This window comes from Cytobacillus gottheilii (genome assembly GCF_001636345.1).
In the GTDB taxonomy this organism is placed as follows: Bacteria; Bacillota; Bacilli; order Bacillales; family Cytobacillaceae; genus Cytobacillus; species Cytobacillus gottheilii.
The window spans coordinates 4,067,158-4,088,515 of the sequence record NZ_KV440945.1 but is presented as its reverse complement, the minus strand read 5'-3'; the positions used below and the strand labels follow the sequence as shown (position 1 = coordinate 4,088,515).

General features: G+C 38.3%; 19 protein-coding genes. 13 read left to right on the top strand and 6 right to left on the bottom strand.

Going from position 1 to position 21,358, the window contains the following annotated elements:
• Positions 1 to 14 precede the first annotated feature (14 nt).
• From xylF to A6754_RS19905, 4 genes are all read left to right on the top strand, one after another.
• On the top strand, positions 15 to 1,073 hold the full coding sequence (xylF, locus tag A6754_RS19920) for a D-xylose ABC transporter substrate-binding protein (protein WP_257298747.1): 1,059 nt from the start codon (positions 15 to 17) through the stop codon (positions 1,071 to 1,073).
• Positions 1,074 to 1,331: 258 nt separating this feature from the next.
• On the top strand, positions 1,332 to 2,402 hold the full coding sequence (locus tag A6754_RS19915; protein ID WP_066450059.1) for an ATP-binding protein: 1,071 nt from the start codon (positions 1,332 to 1,334) through the stop codon (positions 2,400 to 2,402).
• A 603-nt stretch (positions 2,403 to 3,005) separates the two neighbouring features.
• On the top strand, positions 3,006 to 3,839 hold the full coding sequence (locus A6754_RS19910) for a Na-translocating system protein MpsC family protein (protein ID WP_066450057.1): 834 nt from the start codon (positions 3,006 to 3,008) through the stop codon (positions 3,837 to 3,839).
• A 109-nt stretch (positions 3,840 to 3,948) separates the two neighbouring features.
• Complete coding sequence (locus tag A6754_RS19905; RefSeq protein ID WP_066450055.1) at positions 3,949 to 4,632, top strand: Na-translocating system protein MpsC family protein; 684 nt, start codon at positions 3,949 to 3,951, stop codon at positions 4,630 to 4,632.
• 86 nt (positions 4,633 to 4,718) lie between these two features.
• Here the strand turns inward: A6754_RS19905 and A6754_RS19900 are convergent, their stop codons facing one another.
• From A6754_RS19900 to A6754_RS19890, 3 genes are read right to left on the bottom strand one after another with little or no spacing between them, the layout of a single operon-like run.
• Positions 4,719 to 5,864, bottom strand: coding sequence for a glycosyltransferase family 4 protein (locus tag A6754_RS19900; protein ID WP_066450053.1), 1,146 nt, complete (start codon positions 5,862 to 5,864; stop codon positions 4,719 to 4,721).
• 18 nt (positions 5,865 to 5,882) lie between these two features.
• A complete protein-coding gene (locus A6754_RS19895; RefSeq protein ID WP_066450052.1) occupies positions 5,883 to 6,404 on the bottom strand; it encodes a phosphatase PAP2 family protein in 522 nt (173 codons plus the stop codon).
• Between the two features lie 25 nt (positions 6,405 to 6,429).
• Positions 6,430 to 7,755: a UDP-glucose dehydrogenase family protein gene (locus tag A6754_RS19890; protein ID WP_066450051.1), complete on the bottom strand. Its 1,326-nt coding sequence runs from the start codon at positions 7,753 to 7,755 to the stop codon at positions 6,430 to 6,432.
• 366 nt (positions 7,756 to 8,121) lie between these two features.
• Here A6754_RS19890 and A6754_RS19885 point away from each other — a divergent pair, with 366 nt between their 5' ends.
• The 4 genes from A6754_RS19885 to A6754_RS19870 all read left to right on the top strand — a co-directional run bounded on the left by A6754_RS19885 (position 8,122) and on the right by A6754_RS19870 (position 12,582).
• On the top strand, positions 8,122 to 8,733 hold the full coding sequence (locus A6754_RS19885; protein ID WP_066451775.1) for an acetate uptake transporter: 612 nt from the start codon (positions 8,122 to 8,124) through the stop codon (positions 8,731 to 8,733).
• A gap of 183 nt (positions 8,734 to 8,916) precedes the next feature.
• On the top strand, positions 8,917 to 10,377 hold the full coding sequence (locus tag A6754_RS19880; RefSeq protein WP_066450050.1) for a PAS domain S-box protein: 1,461 nt from the start codon (positions 8,917 to 8,919) through the stop codon (positions 10,375 to 10,377).
• A 364-nt stretch (positions 10,378 to 10,741) separates the two neighbouring features.
• Positions 10,742 to 11,404 (top strand): 5-bromo-4-chloroindolyl phosphate hydrolysis family protein, encoded by a 663-nt coding sequence (locus A6754_RS19875; RefSeq protein WP_306806933.1) that lies wholly within the window; start codon positions 10,742 to 10,744, stop codon positions 11,402 to 11,404.
• The gene (locus tag A6754_RS19870) at positions 11,401 to 12,582 is read left to right on the top strand and encodes a toxic anion resistance protein (RefSeq protein ID WP_066450045.1); all 1,182 of its coding nucleotides are present in this window, start codon (positions 11,401 to 11,403) and stop codon (positions 12,580 to 12,582) included. Before A6754_RS19875 ends, A6754_RS19870 begins: the two co-directional genes overlap by 4 nt.
• Positions 12,583 to 12,772: 190 nt before the next feature.
• On the opposite strand, the gene A6754_RS19865 is transcribed toward A6754_RS19870, so the two are convergent.
• Complete coding sequence (locus A6754_RS19865) at positions 12,773 to 14,407, bottom strand: PAS domain S-box protein (RefSeq protein WP_066450041.1); 1,635 nt, start codon at positions 14,405 to 14,407, stop codon at positions 12,773 to 12,775.
• A gap of 255 nt (positions 14,408 to 14,662) precedes the next feature.
• On the opposite strand from A6754_RS19865, the gene A6754_RS19860 reads away from it, so the two are divergent.
• The 4 genes from A6754_RS19860 to A6754_RS19845 all read left to right on the top strand — a co-directional run bounded on the left by A6754_RS19860 (position 14,663) and on the right by A6754_RS19845 (position 17,686).
• Positions 14,663 to 14,893, top strand: a complete 231-nt coding sequence (locus tag A6754_RS19860; RefSeq protein WP_066450039.1) for an excisionase family DNA-binding protein — start codon at positions 14,663 to 14,665, stop codon at positions 14,891 to 14,893.
• A 246-nt stretch (positions 14,894 to 15,139) separates the two neighbouring features.
• Positions 15,140 to 16,333, top strand: a complete 1,194-nt coding sequence (locus tag A6754_RS19855) for a YhgE/Pip domain-containing protein (protein WP_066450037.1) — start codon at positions 15,140 to 15,142, stop codon at positions 16,331 to 16,333.
• Between the two features lie 46 nt (positions 16,334 to 16,379).
• Positions 16,380 to 16,919 (top strand): PadR family transcriptional regulator, encoded by a 540-nt coding sequence (locus tag A6754_RS19850; RefSeq protein WP_066450035.1) that lies wholly within the window; start codon positions 16,380 to 16,382, stop codon positions 16,917 to 16,919.
• Between the two features lie 203 nt (positions 16,920 to 17,122).
• Positions 17,123 to 17,686 carry an FAD-dependent oxidoreductase gene (locus A6754_RS19845; RefSeq protein ID WP_066450033.1) on the top strand — a complete coding sequence of 188 codons (564 nt, stop codon included), beginning with the start codon at positions 17,123 to 17,125 and terminating at the stop codon, positions 17,684 to 17,686.
• Positions 17,687 to 17,761: 75 nt separating this feature from the next.
• Here the strand turns inward: A6754_RS19845 and A6754_RS19840 are convergent, their stop codons facing one another.
• Both A6754_RS19840 and A6754_RS19835 read right to left on the bottom strand, forming a co-directional pair.
• Positions 17,762 to 19,048, bottom strand: coding sequence for an MFS transporter (locus tag A6754_RS19840; RefSeq protein ID WP_066450029.1), 1,287 nt, complete (start codon positions 19,046 to 19,048; stop codon positions 17,762 to 17,764).
• 62 nt (positions 19,049 to 19,110) lie between these two features.
• Positions 19,111 to 20,262, bottom strand: a complete 1,152-nt coding sequence (locus tag A6754_RS19835; RefSeq protein WP_066450027.1) for a winged helix-turn-helix domain-containing protein — start codon at positions 20,260 to 20,262, stop codon at positions 19,111 to 19,113.
• 144 nt (positions 20,263 to 20,406) lie between these two features.
• Between A6754_RS19835 and A6754_RS19830 the strand changes: the two genes are divergently transcribed.
• On the top strand, positions 20,407 to 21,324 hold the full coding sequence (locus A6754_RS19830; RefSeq protein ID WP_066450025.1) for a DMT family transporter: 918 nt from the start codon (positions 20,407 to 20,409) through the stop codon (positions 21,322 to 21,324).
• Positions 21,325 to 21,358: the final 34 nt, after the last annotated feature.

The following is a 21,358-nucleotide window of genomic DNA, read 5'->3' as shown; positions in this document are numbered from 1 at the left end:
TGGAGGAAAGACCATTGCGGCAATTATTTCTTCTTATGCTTTTGGCGGCAGCAGCCTGTTTAACTTCTTGTGAAAATAATGAAACGGCGAAGCAGCAGCCTATTCCCCCAGTAAAAATCCAAGCTCCTGCTCCTTCGAAGGATCCTATTGAAATCGGATTTTCAATGGATACGCTAGAAGAAGAGCGCTGGTATAAGGACAGAGATCTTTTTAAACAGGCTGCGGAGAATTTAGGAGCAAACGTCAGAGTCATGGCTGCAAACGGCAATGACGCACTGCAGGTCTTACAAGCAGAAACGCTTATTGATCAAGGAGTTGATCTGCTTGTAGTGGTACCTCACAATGCAGAAGCGACGGCAGCTATAGTTCATAAGGCTCATTTGGCAGGAATTAAAGTAATCTCCTATGACAGGCTGATCCGCAATGCTGATATAGATTTTTATGTCTCTTTTGATAATGAGCAAGTTGGCGAACTGCAGGCTAAAGCAATCAGCTCGATGGTTCCAAAAGGCAAATATGTTTACATTGGAGGAGCCGAAACAGATAATAATGCCCACCTATTTAAAAAAGGCGTATTCAATGTACTGCAGTCTTCTATTGATCGAGGTGATATCACGATTATTTATGATGCATGGACAAAAAACTGGGATCCGGAAAATGCCTACAAACATATGAAACAAGCGTTAGAGGCAAACGCTGGTGAAATTGATGCTGTCATTGCTGCAAATGATGCCACAGCTGGCGGAGCCATACAGGCACTGGAGGAAGCGGGGCTTGCAGGGAAAGTTCCAGTTGCAGGACAGGATGCAGATCTGGCAGCAGCACAGCGTATTGTAGATGGTACGCAAACGATGACCGTGTATAAACCGATTAGAAAACTTGCCGAGGAGGTTGCAAAGCTCGCTGTGAAGTTGGCAGAAGGAGAGGACATAGGGGTGAAAGAAACGGTGAATAATGGAAAATCACATGTCCCTTACTTACTGTTGCCTCCAATCGCCGTTGATGCCAATAATATCGACGAAACCATTATTCTTGATGGATTTCATGCTCAGGAAGATGTATATAGTAGATAATAATTGAATGAAATTAAAAATAAAACTGAAAAATTTGATAACATATTGAAAGATTGGAGAAATAAGTATAAAATTAAACATGAGGTTGGAGTTTAAAGCTTTACCTTACTACTATTAATAATGAAAATTTTTATATAATATAAGGAAAGATCCTCCAGAGATATGCTGGGTTTTAAGCCAAAATAAGTGTAGAGTAGCTACGCTTATTTTGGCTTTTTCTATTTTTTAGGATATAGATTCTAGAAAGGAGGTAGTTCTATGGCCATATGCGAAAAAGAATGGGGAAATCTCCATCTAGAGACGTATATATATAGGATGAATGATTTTTCGATCCTATCTGACACAGCAGATTCTTTTTTAATTCTTAAAAAGAATGGGCAATTGGCCTATATAAGTGAAGCGTGTCAGCACTTTATTGGTTATTCATTCGAAGAAATCGAAGATATGAGGATTTCTGATATTTTTCAGCCATCATCTTTAAACAAGGAAAATTCTTATTTTAAAGAGCTAAGTCGAGATTCACTTTGTCACTCTGACATACATATTAGAGCAAAATCAGGAGAATTGATTCATGTTCAGCTCACCGCCTTTCCAATAATCCTGCATAATGCAATAATAGGCAGCTATGCTGTTATAAAAGAGATGACACATCATAAAGAGCAAAAATTCATGTCGGAAAAACAAGCTGTGGCAGGCCAGCTGGCGGCAGGAATTGCACATGAAATTCGAAATCCAATGACAGCCATAAAAGGATTTCTGCAGTTAATGATGAGAGATTATAAAGGGAAAAAGGCGAGCTACTTTGAGATTATTAAATCGGAAATTGAGAGGATCGAATTAATTTTAAGAGAACTAATGGTCCTGGCCAAGCCAAATAAGATTTCCTATAAAAATGTAAATTTGGATTCGCTGCTTGAGCAAATTCTCACATTAATGCGATCGCAGGCACTTCTAAATGACATAGAGATTGAAGCTGCATATTGCTTTAAGGATACTTCTATATTTGGAGATGAAAATCAGTTAAAGCAGGTTTTTATAAATTATATAAAAAATGCAATCGAGGCTATGACAGATGGCGGTAAAATACTAATTGAAGGAGAGTTTCTCTCAGAAAATCAAGTCATTATCCGCATAGTTGACCAAGGACCGGGAATTCCTGCTGAAATATTAGAACGGATTAGCGAGCCGTTTTTTACAACAAAAGAGCAAGGAACTGGTCTGGGCATGCCGGTCAGTTATCAGATTATTAAAGAGCATAAGGGAGATATGTTAATCAGCAGCAGCTCAACAGGGACATCTGTTGAAGTGGTCTTACCACGTGAATCGTAATGTTTGCAGTAGCACTTTTATAATGATAGAATAATAAAGTCTAATGTCTTGCTGTCATTAGGTTTGGAGTAACGCATTCTATGAGCAAATACATATCTATTCATATTTCTTTATGGTAAATGGAAGAAACTGTAATTAGTCGTCTTATCCGTGGCCTAACTTCTTTATTGGAGTTAGGCCTTTTTTGTCTTCAAAATGATGAGCAGCCATATTTTATGCTTATTCCTCTGCTTCCACCATTTTTTATGAAATAGACACTTTTATGGTTTGTAAAGATAGATAGTTGGGGAAAAAGACATATATATTTTATTGGGAAGATTGTCCAGTTCGACTAATTCAAAAGCAGTTAAAATTGGTGCCTTTTATTCACCAGCTATATATGAGAATGACCATCACATATTGAAAGAGAATAGTATCTGCAAGATGTTGGCTGAAATGTAGTACAGCATAGAAGGTAAAGAGAACGATAGCGAACCATTGTTATTATGATCCTTATCGAAACAGCATCTATTTTTAGAGGTAGTCATCTGGGTTGCTGCCGGTCAGGTTGCATCACATTGTGGTAAGAAAATAGGGCAGCTTAGACAACTTTTAGGGCTTTCGATGGGACTAGCTTCAGCAGCGGCTAGCCCTTTAAGGTTAAAAGATACACTCCCCATAAGGTTAAAGCAACCTTTATTTCAGTCTATCTTTTGCTTTTTCGGGCTGAGTGACCAGCTTCCACATTCAGGGAAAGGAGAGGTTATTATTAAGGCTACTCAAGATCATATGCTTCATCTTAGCAGTACGCTTAGCAAGTTGCTGAAACGGAGATTCGGTAAAGGTCCTGAAACTTGCTATGTTAATGGAGATGAAGAAAAAATATATATTTTTATGCGAAACTTTATTACCCCGGCGGAAGAAGTTTTACTGGGGAATAAACAATGGGAAATTGCTATTCATTTTCGTACTGCGATCATTGAAGCTGTTATTAAAGAATTTTCTTTTGAAATTAGCAAAACATTAGATCAGTCATATACAAACTTTTATCATGACTGGAATTATGAGAAAAACACTGGAATGATCCTGCTCGTTAACGGAAAAGCTAATGTTGAAGAAAGATTGCCGTTAGGAACCAAAAATGGAATTCTCGCTATGATTGATAAAATTGGATCGCATTTTCATAAGAGACCGGAAAACTTAACGATCCTTAAATATGCGCCCAGTATTTGTATAATCGAAGCAGATGGAATTATGGCTCCACTTGAAAACCTTGTCTATCAAATGGGGAATATGAACCTCCTTAATCGATATTCAGAGAGTGCCAAGAAAGGATATTTTGAGCATAAGCTGTCTTTAGAAGATGTCTTTAACCGTATAATCGAAGATATTTTCATCATGTGGGATTACCAAAATGATAAAAGTTTCCTTGTCTTTACATTTCGAAAAGAGATGTGAATTTACCGTTACGGGATATCTCCCTTTCTTCTTCTAAATTTCATACATAATAAAGGTCTGAATAACAAACATAATTTAATAGGCGTGGAGGAAGGGGAGTTCCAATCGCATGGATCATATGAAAGCGGAGTACATAAGCAGCTATATAAGCAAATTGTTAAGAAAAAACTTTGGCAGAGGGCCACAATCATGTCGGACCACAGTCGGAGAAAAACATTTAGTAACCTACATTACAGGATTTATTAATCCCATGGAAGAGATCCTAATCCAGCAAGGTCAAGGAAAATATGTGGACGATGCCAGAACCTCTATTATTAATCATTTATTGGACGAAATTAAAGGACTGGTGAAGGTAACGCTAAATGTTGAGGTGGAAGAATGCTATCATGATTGGAACTTTCCAAACAACTCTGGCGTTCTGATCTTTGTACTTGAGGAACGTAAAGGGGAAAATTCCCAAACCGATTTAGACATTAAAAGTCTTGAAAATGAGGTTGGGAGAATAAGTGAAATTGTGCAAAAGATGCCTGACCAAATCAATACATATCCTCTTTCGAAAACAATACTTGTAATTGAAAGAATTGGAATATTAATCCCGATTGAAAAAGCACTAATAGCTCAAGGATTTCAAAAAGAGCTTAGATATACAAAGGATGAGCTCGAAAAAAGTTACTTCCATCGAAGCGGTAAATTTGAATCTATTTTTCATACCCATGTAAAGGACATTATGATTGATTGGAATTTTAAAGAAGATAAGTCGTTAATGGTTTTTGTACTGGCGTCAAATAATTAACAGTGCAAATATGGGTTCCAGCTTTATAGCTGGAACCATTTTTTTATTATGGAAGCCGTGGTGAGAAAGCTTTGCAGCAAGCAGTCTCAGGCATATTTTTCGGCAGCCCGCTCTTTTATTACATCTGAATAATGATCAAGAAGTGTATTGAAAATGGTGTCCCATTTTTGGGTGAGAGCATAATTCCTGGCATTTGTGCCCATTTGATAGCGATATTTATCATCATAGAGCAAGGAGATGATAGAATCTGCAAACTCAACAGCAGAACCTGGTGTACAAAGTGTGCCTGTGGAGCCGTGTTTAATAATATTTTTTACACCGCCTGCGTTTGCAGCAATAACAGGAGTACCGCTTGCCAGCGATTCGAGTACTACGTTTCCGAAGGTTTCTGTAGTAGAAGGAAAAACGAATAAATCGCCTGCTGTATAAATATTTGCAAGCTCTTTTCCTTTCAAAAAACCTGTAAATGTCATATTAGAAGGTGCAGCTTTTTCCATTTCACTTCTCGATGGTCCATCCCCTACAATAAGCCAATGACTATTCTCTTTTAAATGAGGCGGCAGGTCATCTGCAATCTCGAGCAGGGTGTCGACGTTTTTTTCTGGTGCCAATCTGCCGACGTAAACGAGCAGGTACTTGCTGCGGATATTATATTTTTGCCGAACAGCATATTTATCATAATAAGGATGATACAGTTCGCAATCTACACCTCTTGACCAGATTTCCAAATTGTGAAATCCCTGTACAGTTAATTGTTCTTCTGTATCAAGCGAAGGCACAAATAATTTGCGGAAAGGGCGATGAAACCAGTTCATATATTTCCAAACCATCTTAGAAAAGAATTGCAGGTCATAATACTCTAAATAATGATCAAAATTTGTATGATAAGAGCCTACTAGTGGAATATTTAATTTCTTTGCGAAGAAGACTCCACACAAACCCAGGTTAAAGGGTGTTGCCACATGAATAAGGTCAGGCTGAAATTCGGCCAATTCTCTTTTCATATTAAAAAGATTTGGGAGTGCAAGTCTGCATTCGGGATATAAAAAAAAGGAGAGACTTTTAAATCGATGGATATTGGCTGAAATATATTCATCAGAATTCTCGCCATCTGGTGCAAATACCTTCACTTCAATATTTTGTGAGGATAGATAATCAGTGAAACGTTTTAACGTACGGGCAACACCATTGATATCAGGGTAAAAGGTATCTGTAAAAAAAGCAATTTTCACCTGAATCTCCCTCTCTTCTTAAGAATGAAAAGCAAAAAAGCAAGCTATTCCAGTGATCGTGCCAAGCAGCGAACCTGCAAGGACATCTGTAGGGTAATGCAGACCTAAATAGATTCTCGAGATTCCAACTATACAAGCCAACGGAATAAGAATAATACCGATATACGGAATTAAGAGAGTAAAAGGAATAATGATAGCAAAAATAGCTGTCGTATGACCAGATGGAAAAGAGTGATCCTTCAATGGATTATCGGGACTGAATGAATCGGCCAGCGTCAGGTATGGTCTTTTGCGCGGATAAAATCTTTTGGCAAAATGCACCGGCAAATGGCTGATCAGCAAGGATAATGCACTTGAAAAAGCGGCTATTCTTAAAGGTGCAGCAAGCATGAGCAAGAGTGTAATAGCGATTGTGAAACGTGCTCCGCCTAGGTGTGTAATGATGCGGAAAAATGGGTTTAATATTTTGTTTTCAAAATGGCGGTTTACCGTCTGAAAAACTCTGCAATCTATTCCATATAAAGCATGTAAAATTTTCATATCTATAAGTCCTTTCTGGATATCTTTACACCTTTGCTATGGCAGATTGTGCATATGGCGATCTACCGACTGAAATATAAGTGATTGAATGACGTTCTATATCACTGAGAGAGTAACAGTTGCGCCCATCAATGATTAGAGGTGTTTTCATTAATTCCTCATATTGAACAAGCGGAAATTGAATGATTTGATCCCATTCTGTGGCAATAATGGCGAGATCGGCATCTTTTAAGGCTTCATTTATGTTTTCGGTATACTGAATTTCATTTCCGAATATGCTTTGTATATTTAAGACAGCTGCAGGGTCATATGCAATCACATCAGCATTTTCCTCAATTAGCATTTTTAAGATTGTTAGAGAAGGTGCTTCCCTAATATCATCGGTATTCGGCTTGAACGCCAGCCCCAGCAGTGCAATTCTTTTGCCTGCGAGTTCGCCGGCTGCTTCTTTGGCTTTTGCGACAGCTAATGTATGCTGGCGATTGTTGACGCCGATGACTGCTTCAAGTAATTCAAATGGATGATCAACATGACCAGCGAGCTGGACAAGTGCTTTTGTGTCTTTTGGAAAGCAGGATCCTCCATAGCCAATACCAGCTTTTAAAAACGATGAACCAATTCGTTTATCCTTGCCGATTCCATCTGCGACCTGACTAATATCAGCTCCAACCTTTTCACAAATAGCAGCAATTTCATTAATGAAGCTGATTTTGGTTGCCAGAAAAGCATTTGATGCATATTTAATCATTTCTGCACTGCGGGTATCTGTCACCATGATTTCCGTGTTAAGCGGAGCATAAAGCTCCTGCAGGACTGCAGCTGCTTTCTCATCCCCTGTTCCGATAACGATTCGGTCTCCATGGAAAAAGTCATTAATAGCAGATCCTTCACGCAGAAATTCAGGATTAGAAACGATGCTGACATTCAAATGAGTTGGTGTCATATCTTTAATCATTTCGGCGATTTTTTCATTCGTACCAACGGGAACAGTGCTTTTCGTACAAATGATGACATCTTTTTCAATATGTGAAGCAATCGCATAAACTGCTTCCTGAAGATATTCTAAATTTGCTGTGCCATCGGGATTTTCAGGAGTTCCAACTGCAATAAAAATGAGGTCTGCTTGTGCATAGGCAATCCTTGGATCAATTGTGAAAAGGAGTCTGCGTTCCTTTAGATTGTTCTCCAGCAGCTGCTGTAATCCAGGTTCGTAAATAACAGAGCGGCCGTTCTTCAGCTGCGCGATTCTTTTGTCATCAATATCAATATTCGTGACAGTATGGCCCATTTCACACAAACAAATACTCGTTATTAATCCGACATAACCTGTTCCTACCACACTAATCCTCAACCTCATCCCTCCAGCCATTAAAGTTCTACTATTATTGTATTAGACCACTTTGAAAAATTTCTTGAGGAAGTGTAAAGATCATGTAAAAAATACGTATGATTCATCACAGAGCTTGGCTCACCAAGTTTTGCTGCTGAATAAAAGGGGTGAATCCGCGAATCATTACACTATCAAAATGCAGCAGCACATAATTTAAAGGCGAGTAATTCTCGACAAAATTCGAGGAATTCCGGGGCGTCACAGTGACAGCCAAAAAATTCTATTGACATGTCCCCCTCAATTCTTATACATTACATAAGTATGTTTGATGAGATTGTTATTTATTGAACATGTATATGTGTGAATATATAGGAGGATTTTATGGGGATTCAGAATCAAACAGAAGTAAAGATTACAACAGCAGATCCGTCAGCATTAGGTCTGTTCGGTTTAGCGATGGTCACTTTTGTAGCCTCATCGCAGAAGCTTGAGTTAACAGAGGGGCTTTCTCTCATTTTGCCATGGGCATTTTTTCTTGGCGGATTAGCACAGTTATTTGCGGCAGTGCTAGATGCAAAGCATAATAATATTTTTGGAATGACAGCGTTTGGCGCATTTGGTTTGTTCTGGTTTGGTGTTGGAATGACCTGGCTGATTCAGCTTGGAGCTTTCGGTGAACAATTAGCTGCAGCAGCAGATCCGCATCAGCTTGGCATGGCATTTGTTGGTTATCTGATTTTTAGCCTGTTCATGACTGTCGGTGCAATGGAAACACATAAAGTATTATTCTTTATTTTTGTTCTTATAGATTTTTTATTTATTGGTCTATCATTAAGCAGCTTCGGAATCATGGAAGAAGCTACACATATGCTGGCAGCACTAGCTGAAATGGGAATTGCCTTATTATCGTTTTACGGTTCAGCAGCTGTGGTCTTAAACACGCATTTTGGCAGAGTTGTTTTGCCAGTAGGAAAAGCATTTGGGATATTCAAAAAATAATAAGCACAGCAAAGCAAGAGCGTTGTTAAATCAATGACTCTTGCTTTTTTTATTTATTCCTACATAGTGACATCAATCGACAAAACCCGGGGCGTCACAGTGACACCACAATAAAAAAGGGTATTCTTATTTATCCCAACATTCTGTAAAATAATATAAAAAAGAGGGCTGGAGAGGTTTTTTATGCTGAAGGGTGATCCGGAATTAGATTTTACGGAAGGTGTGAGCTGCAATGAAGTGCTTGATTTGTTTCTTGCGAGCAGTGCAGATGGAATAGCGATCTTTGATATGCAGGATTGTTTTAGAAGGATTAATCCGACGTTTACGTACATTTTTGGATATACAGAAGAGGAAGTGCTTGGAAGAAATATTGCAGAAATGCCGAACCCTGTATCCGTTATTGATATCATTAGAGAAGTAAAAACAGGGAAGGTTTACAGCAATTTAAACACGATCCGTTATCATAAAGATGGCAGGCTATTGGATATTGCTGTCTCTTATTCACCTTTTCGCGATTCAAATGGAAAAGTAATGGGGATTATCGCGGTTTTACGGGATATCACGGAACTAAAAGAAATGGAAAGAGAATTAATCCAGATCAAAAAGCTGTACAACTTAATTACTGAAAATACTACCGATATGATTAAAATCTATACAAAGGATTATGAAGTATTGTATGCGTCCCCTTCACACCATACTGAGCTGGGCGTTTCTCCTGAAACACTGAAAGGGCAGAAGCTGGAAACGCTAATTCAGCCAATAAATGATGAACCGGTAGATGAACTGCTGCAGAGAATCGCGAAGAATGGAAAATCTGAAATCATCCAAGCAAAAACCAGAACCAAGCAAAATGAATTTATGCATATCGAATCAAATATCTCACCTATATATAACGAAGCGAATGAGATAGACCTCTTTTTAAAAATCAGCAGAAATATAGATGACCGCATTAAAAATGATGAAGTACTGCGGAATTTGGACCGCTTATCAATTATAGGACAGATGGCCGCAAGTGTTGCACATGAAATAAAAAACCCGCTTACAGCTCTTAAAGGGTTCTCGAAACTGCTTCAATATAGTGACGAAAAGGAACGGCAAGCAGAATATTTAACAATCATTATGGATGAATTAAAAAATATTGATAAAAGTGTAAACGAATTCTTAGCCTTAGCAAAACCCCAGGCCGTAGAATTAAAAAGCAGCAGTCTATTCTCCATTATCAATAGTTCGATAAAAATGCTTCGTTCTGATACTTACATACATAATGTGAAGATCATTCACTCTATCAAGGAAGACCAATACTTTCTTAAGTGCAATCCAGATCAATTGCAGCAGGCTTTTATGAATTTCTTTAAGAACGCCATAGAAGCCATGTCGGAAGGAGGTCTTATCCATTGCTGTATCAGTGAGGCAGAGGAAGACATGGTTGAAGTTCAGATTTCTGATTCGGGTATGGGAATTGAGCCGGAAATCCTGCATTATTTGGGCACTCCTTTTTATACGACAAAAGATAAGGGTATAGGTCTTGGTCTTACTGTCAGCAATAAGATTATTCAAGAACATAATGGAACCATGCAAATTGACAGCACACCAGGTCATGGAACAATCGTTACAGTTCAATTGCCAAAATCTACACAGCAATAAAGGCATGCTCGCAAATTACACCGTGTTTTTTTCCTTTGCTGCAAAAGGTTTTAAATATCAAACGCTATCAAACTAATTAAAATATCTCAGATCAGCACCTGCCATATCTCGATCGGGTTCAATGATCTAATAAGAGGGAATTCTTTTTATGAGATAGAATAATCTGCGCAAATTGACAAACGCACAAGCCCTAAGCCTTAAGTCTTAGAATATAATCGGATTGTGGTCTATGGAGACTTGTTGAATTTTCGTGTATCGTAGAAGGTAAGAAAACTGCCTCACATGAAAAATTTGGTGTTTGTCTGTTGAAACCTTCAATGTTCATATTTCGTATATAAATAAAGGGTTAGGATAGGAGCGATCAATGATGAATTCGTTTTTAGCGTTTATATTAAGATCTTTAATTGCAGCTCCAACAGCTGTTTCAGTCTGGCTCGTTGCATTTTTTGCTTTTGATCAAACATTCCCGCTTTCTGGTGTAATAGGGGTCAGTGCCGGCATTATCACATTTTGGCTATCAGGTGCAGTAATGAAATCCAGATTTTTAAAGCGTCATGGTCTTTCCAGAAAGGAATATGCGTATATTGAAAAAAATCTGGATGAAGCAAAAGGAAAGCTGGCAAGGCTTCATAAAGCATTAATGTCGATTCGGCATATGCCGTCCTTAAAAGAACGGGTGCAGTTTATCCGGGTTACTCGAAAAATTTACCGCCTGACGAAAAAAGAACCAAAGCGATTTTATCTTGCTGAACGGTTTTATTTTTCACATCTTGACTCAGCTGTGGAATTAGCGGAGAAGTATGTCTTTTTATCCTCTCAGCCAAAAATGACCATGGAGCTTGAACATTCTTTAAGAGATACAAGAAAAACGTTGCAGGAATTAACTGCTTTTGTGGAGAAGGACTTATATGACGTGATTGCAGAAGATATTGATCAGCTGCACTTTGAAATAGATGTTGCAAAACATTCCATTAAAACATTGCAGGAATCCCGTAAAAATGCAGATGAAAGCAGGCGTATAAAATGAATGAACAAAATTCCCCTCTGTTAAAAAAGACAAACGATGCCAATCTGCTCGATGACTTGCTGGCAAATCCATTTGGAGAAGAAAGTCCCCAAATGCCAGCCTATGAGGACACTGGGGCAAAGAAACAGCCTCGACTCATTGATGTCATTCCAGAGGAAAATAGGGCAAAAGCATACCAGCTTGCCGAACAAATAGATCCGAAAAATCACCAGGCGATGATTTCGTATGGAACACCAGCGCAATCAAAGCTGCTTTCCTTTTCACATACCATGCTTGAACATGTACAGAAAAAGGACGTTGGTGAAATAGGCGAGATTATTGGCGATTTAATGAAAAAGTTTAATGAAGTAAATCCTGATGAGTTAAAGCCGGAAAAAGCAGGCTTCTTTTCAAGGATGTTTGGAAGACTGTCGGGATCTATTCAAGAAGTATTGTCCAAATATCAGAAAACAGGGGCTCAAATTGACCGGATCAGTGTAAAGCTTGATCGCAGCAAAAATCTTTTATTAACAGATATTGTTATGCTGGAAAAGCTTTATGAAAGCAATAAAGAGTATTTTCATGCCTTAAACGTTTATATCGCTGCTGGAGAGTTAAAGCTGGAGGAACTTCATGAGAAAACAATTCCTGCCTTAAAGCAGGAAGCCGAAAAATCTAATGATCAAATGAAGTTCCAAGAAGTAAATGATATGATTCAATTTGCAGATCGTTTAGATAAGCGGTTATATGATTTAAAACTAAGCAGAGAAATAACGATTCAAAGTGCTCCGCAAATCCGCCTTATTCAAAATACGAACCAGGCGCTTGTTGAAAAAATTCAATCGTCCATCATGACAGCTATTCCATTGTGGAAAAATCAAGTGGCGATTGCATTGACACTTATTCGCCAGCGGTCAGCTGTTGAAGCGCAAAAACAAGTTTCGAAAACAACAAATGACTTGCTCTTAAAAAATGCTGAAATGCTGAAAACGAATACGATTGAAACAGCAAAAGAAAATGAGCGTGGCTTAGTAGATATTGAAACGCTTAAGAAAACACAGGAAAATTTAATTTCTACACTAGAAGAGACATTAAGGATTCAAGAGGAAGGCAGAACAAAACGCAGACAAGCCGAGCAGGACCTTGCTAATATGGAAAATGATCTTCGCGTAAAGCTTCTTGAAATCAAAGGTGAATAATAAAAAGAAAAGCCGTTGCCTCGGAATGAGTCAACGGCTTTTTGATGAGATATTTTTCACGTATGAGCGTGAGATTCAGTTTTTTCTGGATGGAAGCTCTTCATCTGGGGAGCCTGCCGATCTTTTTTAAAGCTAGTCCTGCTTTATACGTTAGGAAACTAACTCACCTATTAGCTCCATTTACGAGCACTTACTGGGCTGAGCGGGTCAGAGGGAGTCGAATCAAAACCTCTGTCCCTTCATTTACTTTGCTGTTAAAGGACATTGCTCCTTTATGCAGCTGTACAATTCGATAACTGACGGTTAAACCTAAGCCTGTTCCCGTTTCTTTTGATGAATAAAATGGCTGGCCAAGCTTCTTTAATGCTTCTTCAGATATGCCGATGCCAGAATCTTTTATTGACACAACTGCTTCGTTTTGCTCAATATGGAATGAAACAGTGACTTTTCCGCCGCTGATTGAGGCTTCAACCGCGTTCTTTATAATATTAATAAACAACTGCTTCAGCTGATTCGGTTCACACTCGATTTCGGCAGGGAACTTTGCTCTTTTTAAATCAATAGAGACATTAAACAAAGTAGCTTCTGTTTTCAAAAGAGACGTCACATTAAATAGGATGGTTTGAATATCAGCCTTCACAAATCTTACTTCCTGCGGTTTTGCCAGTAAAAGAAGCTCGCTCACAATGTAATTAATTCGGTCCAATTCTTCCTGCATAATGCGGTAATAAAAATGATGCTTTTCATTTTCGCGTTCCAGTAGCTGCACAAAGCCTTTAAGTGAAGTAAGTGGATTCCTGATTTCATGAGCGATACTGGCAGATAGTTCACCAACGGCTGAAAGCTTCTCGGATAAGCGAAGCTTCTCTTCTGTCATCCGCAATTTTGTTATATCTTTTCCTTGTACAATCATTCCTGCCGTTTTCCCATTAATAACAATCGGAAGGATGTTACATTCCAGCATGATCTTTTCGCCGTTTTTTGTCGTTAATTCAAGTTCACTTATCTTTGGCAGGGGATCAGCATCCATTTCATTGATTTTCTCAAGAATAGCGGAATGCTGCTCTCCTTCAATAAAACTCGAGAGGGATTTTCCATGTACTTCATTTTCAGTAAACTGAGTAGACTCTATAAACTGCGGGTTAACTTGAGTAATTAGACCTTTTAGATCTGTCATCATAATAATGCCTGTATTATATTCAAAAAGCGATTTATATTGCTGTTTCGTTTCCTCTAATAACTGCTCCACAGCAATTCGATCAGTAATATCACGCCCGATAATGACAAGCCCCTGACGGCTCCCGTTTTTATTGAATAGAGGAACTTTAATGGTGTCAAAGGTTTTTGAGCTGCCATCCCTCATTGGAATGACTTCTTCCACGCGGCTGATGGTGCCATGCTGCCAGGCAGCCTCATCTGACACTTCACAATAGATTAAGGCTTCACGATAAAACTCCGTGTACTGTGCAAGTTCAGAATCCTTTTTTCCTTTATAATCGACATGTTCTAAGTCAAAGAGCTTCAAGCCAAATTCATTTGCTTCAATCCATCTGCCTTGTCCATCTTTAAAGTTGACGAAATCAACCATGGAATTAATTAGCGTAGAAAGCCGCTGTTCCTCTTCACGTGATTTATTGAGCTCTTCTGTTTTTTTGATAAAATAATAAAACAGTAATCCTGTCAGAACAATATATAAAACCTCTTTACTGCTGGTAATAAACTGCAATAAAGGAGAAGGCTCAAATTGCTCCAGTAAATAATTCGTGCCAAATATCCAGATCAGGCCCGCTATGCAATACAAACCGATTATCTTTTTTTTATTCATGCTTTTAGCTTTGCTCCTTTTTGCGTACGTTCCGAAATATGAATGAATCTTTATAACATGTTCCTTTCAGTAACATTCAGATTAAAGTTATATTAGAAAAATGTTTAAGTCCAACCGCTTTATTGTCTTATTTTTAGTATAATATGAGTTAGTATTCAAAAGATGAATCTTTGTACCTAGTTCATTTTAAATGAAGTACCTATTTTTAGCTAGTCGCAGGAAATGGAAACGATGAATGAAGGATGGATGTAAATCATGTATTTAACCGTTAAGGAAACAGCAGAACTTTTGACATGTTCAGAATCTCAAGTGAAAAAGCTAATCCTAGGCAATAAGATTCGTGCTCTCTATGATGGACAGGAGTATTTAATTAATGAAGATCAATTTCAATCACACTTCAAGCAAGTTGAAAAGTATAAGCAATTCATTGAAGAGATTTTAAATGAACCAATTCCAGAAGATATAGATGTTAAGGATGAAGACTAAACTTGCTAGTTTAAGAGCAAGCCTTAATCTTACGTTTTCCTAATAATAACAGATTCAAACAAGACTTCGGCTAAGCAGACAATGATTTCGTTTGCTTAGCTTTTTTTATTGCAAAAACGACAATTCGAATATTGACTTCATAAAGTGATTGGAGTAAACTTCATAAGTACTTTGTTTAAAGTAGTTTGAAAAAAGCACTTTGAGAAAAGCTATTAATTAGATTTTGTATATAAAGGAGATAGAAAAATGAAATTTACTCAGTTTCTAAAAACAAAAGGGGCAATTGCAACTATCTTTATGGGTGTATTCTATGCGGTTGCTATGCTGGGAATATTTTTGCCGGGCTACTCATCGATTCCGGGGAATGTTGATCAATTGCCAATTGCGATCATTAATGAGGATGCTGGGGATTATGGGGCCACGATCGCGGATCAGCTGAAAGAGAATCTGCCTTTTAAGGAAATTGAAACGGAATTAACGAATAAACAAGCATTAAATGATTTAGAGCATAATGATTTAGCATTAGTTGTGCATATTCCGAAGAACTTTTCTGATGATCTCCAAAAAGGAGAAGTTTCATCCAGTATTGATTTCACAATCAATGAAGCAGGTGCAACAACTGTTTCTTCTACGATGAATTCGGTGGTTACACAGATTAACAGCCAGTTGAGTGCACAGTTCTCAGAGCAGACGGCCAAAGGAGTCATCATGAATTTCAATGTGCCGGAAGATCAAGCGGAACAATTAGCGAATAAAATTGAAACAGCTTATGTTGGCAATGTCATCACAATCAATGAAGTGCCAGATGGAATGCATCATAATATGCTTCCAATGTTTTTAACAATGGCAGGTTATACCGGTGCCATGATTGGTGCCATGCAATTAGTAAGTGCCTATAGAGCAAGCCGGGGAAAAGCAAGTAAGAAACGTTTATTCACTTATGTACAATTAACGGCTATATTGGTTGCTGTTGTATCATCTTTATTTGCGTTAGGCATTACGTACCTCATTAATAAACCTAGTGGAGACCTATTCTTAGAATTATTTGGACACCAGGTCTTAAATTATATCGTTTGTTTTAACTTTACAGCTGTTTTCGTCTTTTTAGTTGGTGAAGCCGGAATGGTATTAAATTTACCGATTTTATTAATTCAAACATTAGCAAATGGTGTTACGGTTACTCGTGATATGATGTATCTGCCATATGAATGGATGAGCCACATTTCTCCAATGTATTATTCTGTTCAGGCATACTTTGCGAGCCTTTATGGAAGCATCAGCCCTGCACCATTTATTTGGTCAATGGCTGCTATTGGCGCAGCTGCATTGCTGCTGAACATACTAATAGTTGCATTCGTTCATAAAACAGAGCCTGTTGAAAACACAGAAGATGCCCTTGAATCAGAAGGATTACAGAATACAACTGAAGTCACTGCTTAGTTTTTGCTATAATAAAGAGATCATTTTTCTTGAAGGAGCAAAAATCATGTCCGTTCAAATTTTTATTTTGAGCAAGCTAATGAAAGAAAACACCTATCCATATAAATTAAAAAAACAGCTCTCGGAACCAATTCCCCTGGATCAGCTTGGCGGACTAACAGAGAGTAAGCTATATTACCATTTTGATTCTTTAGCCAAAAAAGGTTTAATTGAGACCGTTGAGATCATCAAAGAAGAAAATCGTCCTGATAAGCATGTATTTTCAATTACAGCTAAAGGCCGTGAAGAGCTGCCTAAATTAATTTACAGTCTATTTAAAAACGCTGATGATATTAAAGGCATGACGGTAGGCTTAGTCAACTTAAAATATGTTGAGCGAGATGAAGTCGTAAACATTCTCAAAAAAAGATTAGAAAAGGTTAAAGGGCATTGGGAAGAAATTAAAGGAATTGAAGCACAGCTGCAGGTCAGCAAAGAGAATGAATGGTTCGTTGATTTTATGAGCAGCTATATTTCATCTCAAAATGAGTCCAGCATCCATTGGCTTGAAAAACTGATTAACACAATAAAACGAGATGAGAATTAAAAAGGAGGCGAGCTTCATTGAAAAGTGAAGCTCGCCTTCTTTGTGTTATAAAGGGCAGTATTTCGAGACAGCGGGAAATCTTGATTTTTCTGTGAACAAATTTCTTTGAATGACCAAAATAAAGCTTCTGGTTAAGTCTTTCAATTTTACAAAGGAAATTATTTTTAATATTCTTTAAATATAGAAGATAAGGAGGAGATACAATGTATGAAATTTTAATTGTTGGTGCTGGCCCATCTGGTGCAAGTGCTGCAATTTTTGCAGCGAAGGCAGGAAAAAAGGTACTTGTGATTGACAATGATAAAGGTGTTACAAAGCGTGCCTGGGTTGAAAATCATTACGGTGTATCTGAAATCTCCGGACCAGATCTTGTACAGCAGGGGAAGAAGCAGGCAGAAAAGTTTGGTGCGGAGTTTGTTCAGGGAACTGTTGAGTCTATTAATGGCGGAGACTCTGGATTCGTAGTTAAAACAGATCAAGCTTTATATGAGGCAAAACATATCATCCTTGCAACAGGCTTTATGGCCGATTTAGCAGAGGAAGCAGGCATCACAACAAAGGAAGGTACAGAGCCGCGCGTAAAAACCATCATTGATACAGATGAAGCTGGGAAAACAAATGTTAGAGGCATTTGGGCTGCCGGAACAGTTGCTGGTGTCAGTGTACATACCATTGTGACTGCAGGGGATGGAGCAAAAGTGGCAATTAACGTAATCAGCGAACTCAATGGTGAGCGCTATGTAGATCATGATGTATTGAAGGGATAAGATATTTAGGAAAAGCAGCTGGAGAGCTGAGCATTTTAAGCGCAGCCTCCAGCTGTTTTTTGTGTGAAAATCAAGCTATATGCTTTGCTCTTGTGTGCTGTAAATCTCTTTGGACTCCTTCCACAATACTTTTTGTAAAAGAAGAGCAGCTAATCCCACAAGAGTACAAATTACTCCAATGATTAAAAAGATCGTGCCAGGTCCCCATTTCTGCACGAGCATGCCGCCAATTAACGGTGCAATCACCACGGTCATGCTTGATATGGAGTTGCTGATGCCAGATACCCGGCCAATGCTCTTTTCCGTTGTATGTTTTTGAATAATGTACTGAAACCCGATGGAGTAGAGACCTACACCGAGACCGATAAAAATTCCTAATAATACAGGAAGCCACATGGCAAAACCTTCTGTTAAGAAACCAAATCCGCCAAATCCAGCTCCGATAAATAAGATACTGCCGCCAAGAAGAGTTCCATAGGAGCGGAAATGCTCGAACCGATTTAAAAACATCATCATCATCAATGCGCCAAAACCGGAAGAAGCGAAGATCCAGCCGATAAGCTCTGACCGTTCCGGTGCGTAAACCCGGAGCCAGGTTGTAAACTGGACATCAATCATTTGGATAAAGCTTAGTCCGATAAACGATAGTAAAAAGCTGACTTTGAGAATGCGGCTTCTAAAAATAAAACCCCATCCTTCCTTCCAAGACTGCCAGAAGGAGGCCGGAAGTGCGGAAGCATCATCTGTTTCATTATGGTCTGCAGATGTATGAGTAATTTTCTTTTTTTTTACAAGTGTCATTAATATGACGCTGGAGATAAAAAAGGCAATTGCGTTTAAAAGAATACAAACCTGCGGGGAGGTAGCACCAGCCAATATTCCGCCCAGAAGTGGAGCGATAATCTTAGAAAGCTGCATAACCATCCCGTTTAAAGATACAGCTTTAATCAGCTGCTGTTCTGGGACAACATGCTTTATCAGGCTTTGCTGTGCTGGAAAGTGAACGACGTTAACCGTAGAGCGCAGGCTGATTAAAAGTAAGGCAATCCATGGACTTGCAGCCCATAACAATAAAAGGGTCAGCAATGCTGTTAATAAATCAGAAACAAGCATGAGTTTCACTTTGTTCATTTTATCCGCAAGGACACCTGTAAATTGGCTTAATATAGCTTGAGGCAAGGCAACCGCGACAGGAATAAATGCGATTACGATTGGTTCTGCCTGCCAAAGGTAGCCAAACATGATCATAAGTGCTACCGAATCAAAGTAGTTGCCCATAATGGATACGGAATAAGAAGCGAAAATTCTCATGAAAATCGAATTGCGCCATATACTGTTATTTGTTTTGTTTTTCTCTGACATCTTATCACCTTTTCTCATTGAGATTTCTATCTCAACTATAGAGGCGGTATGTCAGAGGAATATCATCGTTCTCCGATTTTCTTATCAAGAATTTTTTTTAAAACTGCAACAGCTTCTTCTGCCTGCTGCTCTGGAATAAGCATAGAACGCATAGTCAAAATTTGTTTATAGAGCATCGGATCATCCACGAAATTATTAAGAAGGAATAGCGAAATATCTGTTGCATAGTAAAGATGTGAGGTGAAATGACTCTGCTTAATAATGTCAAATCCATTTTCGACTTTTAAACGGCCCTTCTCTATATGTCCAGATTTAATAAGATAGCTGCCCTCCAGAATGTTGAAAATGCCCATTTCTCTTTTATACGGCCGATCCTCAAAAAAACGCTTCAGGATAGAAATCAATCTCTTAATATCTTGTTTGTTATCTTCACAAATAGCGATCGTTAATTGCATGGTCATGAGAAAAGGAAAATACCCATGCTCTGGATCCATAATCTTTGGTTCAATCCCAGGAATTTTTTCTATATGAAGTTTGGCTGCTGTAAAGTCTTTGCTCATGATATAAGCAGTGAGCAGGCCAAGAGTTTTCGCTTCAAGCATGGTGCTGCCTGAGAACATTTTTTTTTGAATAGCAGTTTTATTATAATGGAGTGTTCTTTGGTAATCATGGGATAATGTTTGAAATATATTGATAAGAAAATAAAGGTTATCGTCTATGTTTGAATGATCATCAATAAGGCTCCAAATGTCGCCCTTCATAAAAGCAATAATTTTATGAAAATGTGATGGGATGGCAATTCCCAGTTCTGATTGCTGAATGATTTTTTCAATTGCTTCTCCATGTCCGTATAAGTGATATATACTTAGCAGCCGCTGAGATAACATTTGAAAATCCTCATCATTGCTTAGAGCAAAGGTTTTTTCAGCTTTTTTACAATTGAGCTGGTAGCCAAAGCCTTTTATCGTTTCGATTTTCAGATCATTTTCCCAAGGCTTTATTTTTTTTCGCAGGCGATAGATATGATCATCCACCGTCCTGTCAGAAGGCATTTCCATCGGCCATACAGCATCGAGCAGCTGTTCTCTTGTAAAAGGCTGATTGGCATGGTCATATAAAAATTGTAATAAATAAAATTCCTTGCGCAGCAAGTGTATGTGCTGATTTTCCTTTTTAACACAATAATTTGATAACTGAAACTGTAACTGTATCATGTTAAAACTCCGTTTCTAGTATTTCTTTTACAATACCTCTATCTGTTCTGTACGGCAACGGGTTTCGATTGAAAATTAGATTGCTCAACTGGTTCTGCACTATGTTAAGATAAGAAGTAAATTTATAGGAGAGAAGGATTATAGTTGAAGAACTTGTCAACGTTTTTGTTGCTAACAGGTGTGATGGCGATATGGGGATTTAACGTTTCCATTATAAAAGTATTGGTGGGTAGCTTTTCGCCAATTACAATTACGTCATTAAGGATTTTAACAGCAGGCATTACTGTGTTTTTGATTTTGTTTCTGTTAAAAAAACTGAGAGGCCCAAGTGGAAAAGAATTGGTCTACATACTGTTTGCTGGCCTGATAAATGTTGTTGCCCATCATGCTTTTTTATCGATCGGTTTAACAGAAACTTCTGCTACTAATGGAGGTCTTATTTTAGGAGCAGGTCCATTATTGACGGCTATATTTTCAACGGTCATATTAAAAAATCGTCCCACCTTTATCCAAGTGTGCGGATTTTTGCTTGGAGGCACTGGCGTAACATTTATTGTTCTGTCAGGCGGTGAAGGAATCTCCAGTTTATCAATCGGTGACTTCTATGTGTTTCTGTCTATTTTGGCACAGGCATTCAGTTTTATATTAATAAGCAAGGCATCAAAGACCATGGATGCCCGTCTTTTGACAGGTTATATGCTTGTGTGGGGAGCCATTATTTTATTTGTCATCAGTCTTATTGTCGAGCCAAGAGGACTTTCTGAAATTTCCTCTGCTCCAGGATATGTTTGGCTATTATTCTTTATTTCTGCCATTCTTGCTACCGGTGTTGGTCATATGGTTTATAACTCGGCGATCAGCAGGGTTGGACCAGCGGAAGCATCCATTTTCTTAAACTTAAATACTTTCTTTGCGCTTGCAGGATCTGCTTTATTTTTAGGTGAGGTGATTACAATATCTCATCTCCTGGGCCTAGTTTTAATTGTCAGCGGTGTGCTCTTTGGATCAGGGGCTTTAGAACAGATTCTTTCTAAGCGAAAGCATAAGACACAAACGATGTAGAAGCCAAAAAACGAGATACCTTATATGGGAATCT

Bases quoted from the DNA above. Each gene is read 5' to 3' on its own strand.
- A6754_RS19915 (WP_066450059.1), top strand. From the start codon at position 1,332: ATGGCCATATGCGAAAAAGAATGGGGAAATCTCCATCTAGAGACGTAT.
- A6754_RS19910 (WP_066450057.1), top strand. From the start codon at position 3,006: ATGGGACTAGCTTCAGCAGCGGCTAGCCCTTTAAGGTTAAAAGATACA.
- A6754_RS19905 (WP_066450055.1), top strand. From the start codon at position 3,949: ATGGATCATATGAAAGCGGAGTACATAAGCAGCTATATAAGCAAATTG.
- A6754_RS19895 (WP_066450052.1), bottom strand. From the start codon at position 6,404: ATGAAAATTTTACATGCTTTATATGGAATAGATTGCAGAGTTTTTCAG.
- A6754_RS19880 (WP_066450050.1), top strand. From the start codon at position 8,917: ATGCTGAAGGGTGATCCGGAATTAGATTTTACGGAAGGTGTGAGCTGC.
- A6754_RS19875 (WP_306806933.1), top strand. From the start codon at position 10,742: ATGATGAATTCGTTTTTAGCGTTTATATTAAGATCTTTAATTGCAGCT.
- A6754_RS19870 (WP_066450045.1), top strand. From the start codon at position 11,401: ATGAATGAACAAAATTCCCCTCTGTTAAAAAAGACAAACGATGCCAAT.
- A6754_RS19865 (WP_066450041.1), bottom strand. From the start codon at position 14,407: ATGAATAAAAAAAAGATAATCGGTTTGTATTGCATAGCGGGCCTGATC.
- A6754_RS19860 (WP_066450039.1), top strand. From the start codon at position 14,663: ATGTATTTAACCGTTAAGGAAACAGCAGAACTTTTGACATGTTCAGAA.
- A6754_RS19855 (WP_066450037.1), top strand. From the start codon at position 15,140: ATGAAATTTACTCAGTTTCTAAAAACAAAAGGGGCAATTGCAACTATC.
- A6754_RS19850 (WP_066450035.1), top strand. From the start codon at position 16,380: ATGTCCGTTCAAATTTTTATTTTGAGCAAGCTAATGAAAGAAAACACC.
- A6754_RS19845 (WP_066450033.1), top strand. From the start codon at position 17,123: ATGTATGAAATTTTAATTGTTGGTGCTGGCCCATCTGGTGCAAGTGCT.
- A6754_RS19840 (WP_066450029.1), bottom strand. From the start codon at position 19,048: ATGTCAGAGAAAAACAAAACAAATAACAGTATATGGCGCAATTCGATT.
- A6754_RS19835 (WP_066450027.1), bottom strand. From the start codon at position 20,262: ATGATACAGTTACAGTTTCAGTTATCAAATTATTGTGTTAAAAAGGAA.